General features: G+C 41.1%; 9 protein-coding genes. 4 read left to right on the top strand and 5 right to left on the bottom strand.

The annotated features are described in order from the left end of the window. Positions 1-248: 248 nt before the first annotated feature. The 3 genes from H1P_RS34595 to H1P_RS34585 all read left to right on the top strand — a co-directional run bounded on the left by H1P_RS34595 (position 249) and on the right by H1P_RS34585 (position 1,894). On the top strand, positions 249-839 hold the full coding sequence (locus tag H1P_RS34595; protein ID WP_144876195.1) for an antirestriction protein ArdA: 591 nt from the start codon (positions 249-251) through the stop codon (positions 837-839). 289 nt (positions 840-1,128) lie between these two features. Then, a complete protein-coding gene (locus H1P_RS34590; protein WP_144876193.1) occupies positions 1,129-1,383 on the top strand; it encodes a WGR domain-containing protein in 255 nt (84 codons plus the stop codon). 112 nt (positions 1,384-1,495) lie between these two features. Then, complete coding sequence (locus H1P_RS34585) at positions 1,496-1,894, top strand: hypothetical protein (RefSeq protein ID WP_144876191.1); 399 nt, start codon at positions 1,496-1,498, stop codon at positions 1,892-1,894. A gap of 146 nt (positions 1,895-2,040) precedes the next feature. Here H1P_RS34585 and H1P_RS34580 read toward each other — a convergent pair whose 3' ends face one another. From H1P_RS34580 to H1P_RS34565, 4 genes are all read right to left on the bottom strand, one after another. Beyond that, positions 2,041-3,450 carry a replication initiation protein gene (locus H1P_RS34580; RefSeq protein WP_144876189.1) on the bottom strand — a complete coding sequence of 470 codons (1,410 nt, stop codon included), beginning with the start codon at positions 3,448-3,450 and terminating at the stop codon, positions 2,041-2,043. A 530-nt stretch (positions 3,451-3,980) separates the two neighbouring features. Continuing rightward, a complete protein-coding gene (locus H1P_RS34575; protein WP_144876187.1) occupies positions 3,981-6,146 on the bottom strand; it encodes a type IV secretion system DNA-binding domain-containing protein in 2,166 nt (721 codons plus the stop codon). Between the two features lie 83 nt (positions 6,147-6,229). Continuing rightward, positions 6,230-6,649: a hypothetical protein gene (locus H1P_RS34570; RefSeq protein ID WP_144876185.1), complete on the bottom strand. Its 420-nt coding sequence runs from the start codon at positions 6,647-6,649 to the stop codon at positions 6,230-6,232. Beyond that, positions 6,642-7,499 carry a ParA family protein gene (locus tag H1P_RS34565; protein WP_246142076.1) on the bottom strand — a complete coding sequence of 286 codons (858 nt, stop codon included), beginning with the start codon at positions 7,497-7,499 and terminating at the stop codon, positions 6,642-6,644. The genes H1P_RS34570 and H1P_RS34565 overlap by 8 nt, the downstream gene beginning before the upstream one ends. A gap of 309 nt (positions 7,500-7,808) precedes the next feature. Between H1P_RS34565 and H1P_RS34560 the strand changes: the two genes are divergently transcribed. After that, positions 7,809-8,987: a MobA/MobL family protein gene (locus H1P_RS34560; protein WP_144876183.1), complete on the top strand. Its 1,179-nt coding sequence runs from the start codon at positions 7,809-7,811 to the stop codon at positions 8,985-8,987. Positions 8,988-8,992: 5 nt separating this feature from the next. Here the strand turns inward: H1P_RS34560 and H1P_RS34555 are convergent, their stop codons facing one another. Further along, positions 8,993-9,268: a hypothetical protein gene (locus H1P_RS34555; RefSeq protein WP_144876181.1), complete on the bottom strand. Its 276-nt coding sequence runs from the start codon at positions 9,266-9,268 to the stop codon at positions 8,993-8,995. Positions 9,269-9,623 lie beyond the last annotated feature (355 nt).

Below are 9,623 nucleotides of genomic sequence, written 5' to 3'. Positions count from 1 at the left end.
TTGCCATTGCAACATGACGCTCGTTAAGCTTATATTTAGTCATAGCATCATTCCATAGGGCTTGATTCTTTTTCGCTTTGGATTTGGAGTTCATAATATTTGTACCTAAATGTGAAGAAAGCAGCAGAACCTTCGCTGTTGTTTCTTGCTATGAATTTAGTAGTTGGGATTTGATTGCTTCTTCTTGAAGGAGATCGAACTGTTTGAAGCTGCATAACATTTACAAATGTTATTGAGTTTTTTACAGGATGGAAAGTTATAGAGACTCTTATGCTGATGGTTTTGAGCTATATGTTGCTTCTCTAGCAGCATATAGCGCGGGACGAAATACGGGGAGATGGATAACTGCGACTAAAGATGAAGATGAATTGAGAGAAAACATCGAGGCTCTACTAAGAGATTGTCCCTATTCTACCGTTGATAGCGATTGGGCAATTCACGACTACCGAGGCTTTTATGGTGTTGGTAATTCCTTGGGCGAACATCCCAGCTTAAGCGATCTTGCTACTGTAGTGGGGCTCATAGAAACTCATGGTGAAATGGCAGCCAAGCTTATCGACTATTTTTGTGGTGACGTTGCTGAAGCGATACGGCACTTGTCCGATAAATATCTAGGGGAGTATCCTAGTGTCTCTGACTATGCAGAAGAGTTTGTTTTATCCCAGCTTCCAGACAAGAGCGCGATTCCAGCCATAGTTGCTCCCTACGTCGATTATCAGGCAATGGGTAGAGATTGGCTTTTAGGAGGGGAGATTTTCACCATTGAAGTTTCGGCTCTTGATGCTCAAGGGCAAGAGAGTTCCGTTGTCCATATCTTTACGAATCGCCCGACTGCGTAAGTTCACGACACGTTCGGATGGAGGGAGTCTTACGATCAGGTTTTTTATCGAGGAGAATATTTTTTTTCTCTTCGATCTCTCTTTTTTTTTTAAACGGTGTAAGCGTGGATGGTGCCCTCGATGGTCTTCTGCTCGCTAGGTCACTACTGCCACCTTTTATCTTAGAGAGAAAATTCCTTGATTGGGCTCACTTTTTCTATTTTGGGGTGATTAGAACAAATCATTCCAAACGCTAAGGGGTTAGAAGATTTTGCTGTCAAAGTAATCAACTTTGATTCATTATAGCGGTATGACTACATACAACCTACATCTCTGGAAATCTGCATCCTGGAAAAAGGAGACGCGATATTATAATTGTCAGCTACAACAAAATCTGTTTGGCGATTGGATTATAGTCCGTTCGTGGGGAGCACAATCATCGAAGCGAGGGCGAACAATGGAACAAGTTTGTGATAGCTATACGTCTGCTTGTAGCGCGTTTCAGGGAGTAGCGAAGCGACGTATTGCTCGCGAATACCAGTTAGTTACCAAGCAAGAATATTGATACTAATTTCCCCCTTATGCCTCTTATTTTTTACGTAATTTATAGTAGTAATTATGCTATAATAAAGAGGAAATAAATCATTTCGCTTCATCATTTCCTCTCCTTCTACATCATGTCTTTATCAGATACTATTCGCTTAGAAAAGTGGTCATCATTTAAGTACGTATATTCAAGCGTCCAAGCAATTGCTCAAGAAGTAAGAAAAGAGTATCGCAGAAAAGAGAAAACGCTTGTTTCGCTGATTGCGGTTCGTCCGATCAAGGCTATTATTTCCCCTTTGTCTCTCTTAATGAACCATCGCTATAACGATACAACCATTATTACCTTACTCAATGAAGCAGTAAAAAGACTGCATACGTTGGCATTAGCATTAGAATCTTTTCACGTCACTACTTTTGTTGCTCGACTACGAGAAATTGCAGCAATATTGTGCAATTTTATGCCAGCCAATGAAGGTGTTCAACTAGAGTTATTTAATCCTGATGAGTATCACATTCAAGGCGTGGCGTAATTCGTCTCTTTGGCATCGGGCAAACGAGGTATTAGAAGCGCGTCTATTGAGACGTAGATTTGCTCCCCCGTCGTTTTCTCAATTAGACCTTAAAGGATTACGACTGATATAAATGCAGACACCATAAAAGACTTCATGCTTACGCTTTAGCCACAAAAAGCTTTGAGAGTAGCACCTTCAAACCCCTTTACATTAGCTAACCACCACTTATAGAATTCATGCTTGCGAAGCAGATTTCCGCTCTCTGAATCTCGCTCATAAAACTCTAGAGTAACTGAATTCAAACCTTTCTTAATTTCTGCTTCAATTTCAGTTTTTTCCTCTTCACCTAAAATAGACTTAAATCCTTCACATTCGTCTTTCAATGCTTGCATTAGTACTTTTTTCTGCGCCTCTTTTTCCTCTCTCTTTCCAATACGGTCTTTTTCTATTTCTTTTCTCTCCTGTCGTTTCTTCTGAAGTGCAACAGCCCTCGCTTTGTGCTTGAAAACGCCACCAAAAAAGTCAGGTTTGTTTTCAAATGAGCAAATGATACGGACTAACTCTTTTGCTGCTTCAAGAGAGTCAAGATTGAGCATAAATGTTTTAGCTTTTATAATTTCTTTTTCATCGACATTTTGAGGATCGACTTTAACTCCATTCCTCACTTCCTCAAAATAGGCTACAAGCTCGATAGCCTCTTCATTTCTAATTGATTTTTCCCTTTTACTCTCTAGAAGCTCGGTAATGTCATTAACTGGATTTTCCTGTCTGCGAACATCAAAACGTATTTTGTGAATACACCGTCCTCTACGAACTAACTCGTAGGTGACTGTAAATCCCGTGGTTTTTGCTTTACTATTTAGCTCATTTACAGCTACTTCCAGAACGTTTCTTCTAAAGGTGTCGAACTTGTTCCAGGCACTATTCTTCTTCTCATTAACTGGAACTTTTAACCATATTTTCCATTCGTCCCAAGTTGCCTCAAAAGAGTTTTTATACTTCATCTCAGCGAAAGGTGTAAGAATCTGATAGAGCGCAATAGCGTACTTATTTTTCATTTCCAGAATCAGATTCACTTTTAAGACAGCAAAAAGTTTGGGGTCAAGCAAAATGGGTACAAGTTGATCTGGAAATCTAAAGCGAAACTTGCTATTAGATTCGCTCTCTTCTATTTGAAGCAAAGCTGTTATTCCGCGAAACCTTTCATCTCCTTCGGTTCGATGGTACTCAACAACGAACCTACCAATTCGATAAAAACTTTGCCAAATATCTTCTCGAAGCTCTTTGAGGTTCTTATTCTGCGAGTACTTTCTAAACAATTGAAAAATTTCCTCGACATCAATTTCGTGCCAAAGATACCTACCCGAAAGTCTTTCTAAGTTGTCATATTCTTTAAATAGTATTGTTGCGAGCAATTTGTAATCAATTGCTCGCATATTCATGTTTTGAATTATCAGATTGTTGTCTGAAGCGTTCATCTTTTTGGGTATATCTATCACTTCAGTATGAGCCATAGGTGAAGGTAAAGGGTAGGTTGCAGTTTCATTCTGTAGGCTTCCTTTCGGCTTAAGCATAGCTATTTCTTATTAGTTAAAACCACGTTATTCGGCAAATTAAACCCAGCTTTCAACATAAATAATCTACAAATAAAAACAACTACACGTCGTTTTTTATTTGTAGTTAATTCCTGTTTTTTGTAGTTTAATTCCTGTTTTTTGTAGTTTAATTCCTGTTTTTTGTAGTTTAATTCCTGTTTTTTGTAGCTTTAACACAGCTAACAACTTGTTTTTATTGGGCTTTTCGCCCCCTGATATTAGATATTAGATAGATAGATAATAGACACACGAGCGGTGTGTGTGTCTTTCTTTTTAATAACAGCTTTTTATTCACAAACCGATTGCTAGATGGGCATAAGGCAGAGAGGAGCTCAAGCATAACAATCCCCTAGAAAGGCGGAGAGTGCCTCAAATTCGGCGAAATATATGCTTCTTATGGGTAAGGTCGTAAAGATAATTTTCTATTCAAAATAAGGCTTCTACGGCTTTCTGACAAAGTGATGGTATACCGTTAGATGCTGAACTCGTTCATATTATTGTGAGGTTCTTTAGCACGCGAGCTTTGTCCTAGCGAAGGAGTGTTCGATAGCTTCTAGGTCTTCAATTAAATCCTGTCCTCCTAGAACAATTACTCCTTGGGGGTCTAGTACATTGTCTTGATATTCTATCTCCCCATTTGCAAAACAGATTACGGGAGTAACCCAGTTGCGATTTAATTGTTTGGCAACTTTAGCAGCCTGAGCCTTTACACTCTTTAAAAAACACTTATTAAACTCATAGTTTTGACTACCATATCTGCGATGTAGTCCGTTATTGGTCACGACCTTTGTTCCTTTGTGCGATTTTACGTCGATAACGAACACTCGACCCGAAGGGGCTATTGCAATGACATCGACATCCCAATTCTTGCCAATCATTTCGTTAAAGCGAAATTTCCAACCGCGATCTGCTAGATTCTCTACCAATAAACGAAAAATTATCTCTTCTCCATCAGCACCTTGTTTAGCGTTGCTGGCGTTTTTTGATTCGCTGGAGAATAACCTTGCTACTATTCCGATGAGTACTAACAAGGTTAATTTGATTAACCAATGCGGATTATTATTGGCGATATAAACTAGGTGATAGCAGTAAGCAAGAAGAACAGCGATGATCGAGCCCATAATCAGGTAAAGCAACGCGCCAGTATTTCTTTCAGCCTCCATTTGCCGAATTGCTGAGGAAGGAGAACTGGGATTTACGAAGTCTTTCGGGTTGGGATAGGGAAAAGAAATCGGCACGACAACTTCGTCAAAACGCAAGTACCCGTGCATTTTTTTGAGGTTCTGAATCTCATTGGGCAAAATTAAATAGTCGATTCGCGTATCAGTTCTGACGCTCACCGAATCGTTCCCTTGTTTCGTCAGAGCTAAGGCAGAGGAATAGGATTCTAATTCTCGTTCGCGTTCGGGTTTACCAATGTTGTTAGCAATCCATTCTGCTGCTGATGATTCTTTGGTTTTGAGAAAAATTCTTGCCCCAGGCATCGAGAGAATCGCTTCAGATTGTTTGCCATAAAGGTTCTCAATCTGCGATCGCCCCTGGAAGCCCATAACGAATTTCATCCCGTACTTTCTACCTTCGTAGGTGGCGGTTGCCAGTTTGGGGAGTCGCTGTAGCGATGCTAGTTCGTCCACGAAACACCACGTAGGAGTACCCCCTTTTTTCTCCATAAGCCGATTAAAGCCCGTGTCTAACCAGGCAGATATGAGGGGAAGCAGGGCATCTCGTTCTCCTGCTCCCGACGTACCAATAAATACCCATCCCTTACCGTTTTGCACCCAGTTGGTAAAAGAAAACTTAGGTCTGCCATCATCTGGAGGGAGTAAACAAAGACTATCGGCAATGGTAACAAGAGAACCAATCACGCCGTTTTTTTGGTCGGGAGATTCTTTACTAATAACTATTGCTGCGTGCGTGTTTTCGACGACATCGTGAATCATTTGGGTATCGGTGAACCATCGTAGTAGCGTTTCCTGACAGCCGTTAATTTCTTTAAGTTTGAGCAGAAGCCTGACTAAGACTAACTTTGGAGATATATCCCACCAATTCCGTTCTCCTTCTTTTTGGTCGGGCAACAGACTTTTGGCTAGAGCAGTCGCATCAATCTGCGATCTCACTTCATCGGGAATACTCCAGTGAGGACAGAGTTCGCTACCAGGATGTAAAAGAACGTCTCCCCTACTGAGGTTGCCGTGTTTTTCCCAGAACTCTAGAGAAGGATCGTAGATGAGTACCCGCTCTCCTGTTCTCTGGGCTATCTGGTACAGCAACGTGTGTTGCAGGGCTGATTTACCACTCCCAGAGTCGCCAACCATGAGGATATGTTCAAATTCATTCTCTTGAGGAATGCTCAAATTGACTATCTTAGTCTTAAGAAAAAGATTTAGAGGAAATGGATAATGAATCTTGTTGGGTATGTAAACGCCATCTCCCCTCACCCTGCGATTAAATTCTTTCGAGCTAACTAACTGGGTACCTCGCGTAATGCGATCTATGGTTCTGCCTTTGATAATGAGGAAGGTAAAACTGCTTAGTAGCGTGAGACTGGCAAGGGAGTAGAGAAAAAGAGGATCGAGTTGAGGATAGATATGTCTGGTCACGATCGAAGCGATCGCCGAAGCCCCTAGAGCTAGAATTAGGGAAAAAATCCATTTGGTGACTCTATAAGGTTGCACGCTATATCACTGACAATCTCGCAGCTAGGTTACTCTTTGTCGCACTATTATGCTTGCGTTGAACCTAGAAGCAAGCTTGAGCATTAACTATTGCGGTTGGTCTGTTCTACGATTGAAGTTAATTTTGCTCGTAACTCGTCGATGGATGTAACTTCATGGCAGTCAACAATCAGTTCTTTCATCAGTTCTAAGGCAGCTTGTACCCAAATTTCTTTGGGGATTTTGTGACCATGCTTCCGTTTTCCAGTTTTTATTAAGTCATCGAGCCAATCATTTAACTCTGAGGGTAATCTGAAGTTGACTTTTTCGCGCTCAGATTCGTTCAGAAAGCGGATATTTTGATTGTTTTCAAGATTCTTGATTCTTGATTCTTCTTTCTTGATTCTTCTTTCTTGATTATCTTGGGGTAATGGCTCTGAGTTAGCAGTTTTAGAGAATATGCCTTTATTAGTACTAGCGAGAGGATTGTCACCGAGCGCATTGTTAGGCTTAGGCTTATTCATATTGACTTACAATCTCCGTGACGAAATCTTCATAGGCTTGAGCCCCCGCACCCGTAGGATCGTGATCGTAAATCGAAATGCCATAACTGGGGGCTTCTCGTAGTTTAACTGTTTCTGGAATAACAGCCTGAAACATTTTAGAGCCAAAATGTTGTTCGAGTGAGCTAAGCACTTCCTTACTTAGTTTATTTCTGCCGTCAAAGCGCGTTCCTAACACTCCTGCGAGTTCGATAGGATGATCTAAGGCAGAACGAACCATAGTAATCGCCCGTTCAACAGCATTGATGCCTAGCAGTCCTAGGTAACTCATATCGACGGGAATAATCACTTCTTGGCTTGCCATCAGAGCGTTCACAGAAAAGACACCGATGTTTGGGGGACAGTCGATGAGAACGAAGTCGTAATTATTGGAAATGTTAGAAAGAGCCTTTCTTAGCAAAAGCTCTCTTCCAGGAAGTCCAGAAATAGGTATTTCTTCCTCCGCAAGGAGAATATTTGAGGGAATAACGTGGACACCAGATTTAGAAAAAATAACAACCTCATCAACGGTAGCTCTCTTTTGCAGTACATCTTTCAACTGAAGTTCAAGTTCCCAAATGGGAATGCCTAGTGAGACACTGGAGTTTCCTTGAGGGTCAATATCCACTAGAAGCACTTTCGCTGAGTGAAATTTAACAAGCCCGACCGCTAGATTGTATGCAGTGGTTGTTTTTCCCACCCCCCCTTTCATATTAAATACAGCAAGCGTTTTAGACATAGCATCACTTATGGAGTTGTTGTTTTTCAAGATTCTTGATTCTTGAATCTTTATTCTTGAAAAAAGAATACTCTTTAGTGCTGCTTTTGGCAATAGCTCTAATTGCTCACTTTTCAAGAATCTGGAATCAAGATTCTTGATTCTTTATTGAAGACTCTTGATTCAAGAATTTTAGTTAATTGAAAATATTTCAGATTTAGTCGCTAAAGATATATTTCAAGATTCTTTATTCTTGTTTCTTGATTAAAGAATCTTGAAAACTTTAAATAGGACGAGAAAGTGGCAAAGAGCGCGTTTCCTCGTATCTCGCCTCTTTCCCTGCGGGTCAGAAGCCGAGATACTGAAACGCTTGCGTTCCTTCCTCCCTTTTTGGTCGTCGCAACGCTAAGAGAAATTATAAATATGCTGGTTACACCACAGAGAATTGTTACTAACATTCGTCTTGATCCTAAAACCAGAGCGAATGGGGGGCGTGCGGTTCGCCAACACCAGTACAACTTTCGCGCTCGCCAACAGGATAGAAGTGAAGATTTGATGGCAACAGGATGGGGTAATTTACCAACGTGGGCAAAGAACGACCCTAAGAACTTTTGGGAGGCAGCAGATGAGTTTGAGGGCGTAAACAGGCGCGTCTATAATGATGTTTTGATATTGTTTCCTAGAGAATTGTCTCTAGAAGAAAACACCGAATTACTAAAAAGCTATCTAAGCAAGGAGTTGAAAGACTTGCCTTACTCTTTTGCTGTTCATCATTCATCTTCCTTGGACGGGGGAGAAAATCCACATTGTCATGTAATGATGAGTGAAAGGAAGCTTGATGGAGTAGAGCGAACGCCCGAAATCTTTTTTAAAAGACCCAATTACAAATATCCAGAAAAAGGGGGAGTGAAAAAAGATAGAGATTGGAACGACCGAACTAAATTAGAAAGACTGAGAGTTTCCTGGGCTGATGAGGTAAACGTAGTGCTCGAACGCAAAGGTTTAGACAAGCGAGCGGATTTGCGATCCTATAAACGCCAGGGGATAGATATCGAACCTGAGCCAAAGATGGAGAAAAAAGCTTCTGATTTACTTAAGGTCGGTATTCTCACGAAGAAAACAGCTAAGGTCTTACAGCTTCGAGAGAGACGAAACAGTCCAGGGCAGTATTTATCGTCTGACAAAATTCTTAAGGCAGTAAAAGATAACAAGTGGAGTGTTTACAGAGAATTGGATGTTGCTAAGAAGGCTCAGTATGAAATAGGAGGATATAGGTCTAAAACTAATCCTGATGAGGTTCTGTTTCATCCTTCCAACGATCCATTTATTCATGGACGACGCAAGCAATTGACCGAGCGTTATCAAAAGCTTCAAGACCGAATTCAAGCTTTAAAGGATTATGAAAAGGAGTTGATGCTTATTGGCACAAAAGACCTGAAAATTCACAAAGATATTGATTATAGTACTAAAGAAGCATTGATTGATCGTGAGCACTTTGATTCCCTGGTTCAAGATTCTCGACGGCACCAAGATCGCGTTAGGGCTCTTTCCTCTAGTAAGGGGCTAAAGCTTTCCAGGGGGAGGGGGAAGGACGATAACTAAATTTTTTATGTTCTCAGACCAAACAAGGCTTCCATCTTATCACGTGTCATTTGCTTCCGCTCTTTCGTCGGTTCTCGCCCTGACTTGAGGTGGGGGCACTTGCTCACACAAGCTTCCAGCCTACCACGATCGAGCTCTAAAATAGCCTGCAAACCAACTCGGATCACATACGAATCATTTGCTAGATCACCACCTGCACGCATCACTTTCTCCTTAGCTCGTTCAAGAGCAGTAAGTTCGTTATGTGGTATGGTGAACGTCTTTCGTGTTGTTGTTTTCATTTTGTTCTACGCTTTTTGTGGAGCAAAAAACAGGACTTTCTGGTGGGACACTTAATTACTTTAAATTATTTATTTTAATGCGGTGGGACACCCTGCTAAAACACCGTCTAGGGACAAAAAAACCTCCCGTAATGACCTATTTTGGGGCAAAAAAGCGTGGAACAACAGCCCTTATGTGCATTTAGTATGATCAATTCTGCTTTACACCCGATAAGGATATTTTGTGAGGGGGGGGACGAAAATCTGGCTAAAGGGTGAAGAAAACTCCGCTAAGGCGCATGGTAATTATACCTTTTGATGCCTCGATATGCCAGCAACTTAGAATTCCTCCAAAAGACAGTTGGACGCTCTAAAA

Origin of the sequence: Hyella patelloides LEGE 07179 (assembly GCF_900659865.1) — a bacterium.
GTDB lineage: Bacteria > Cyanobacteriota > Cyanobacteriia > Cyanobacteriales > Xenococcaceae > Hyella > Hyella patelloides.
The sequence above is the reverse complement of the archived record's forward strand: the minus strand, read 5'-3'. Positions and strand labels throughout refer to the sequence as shown.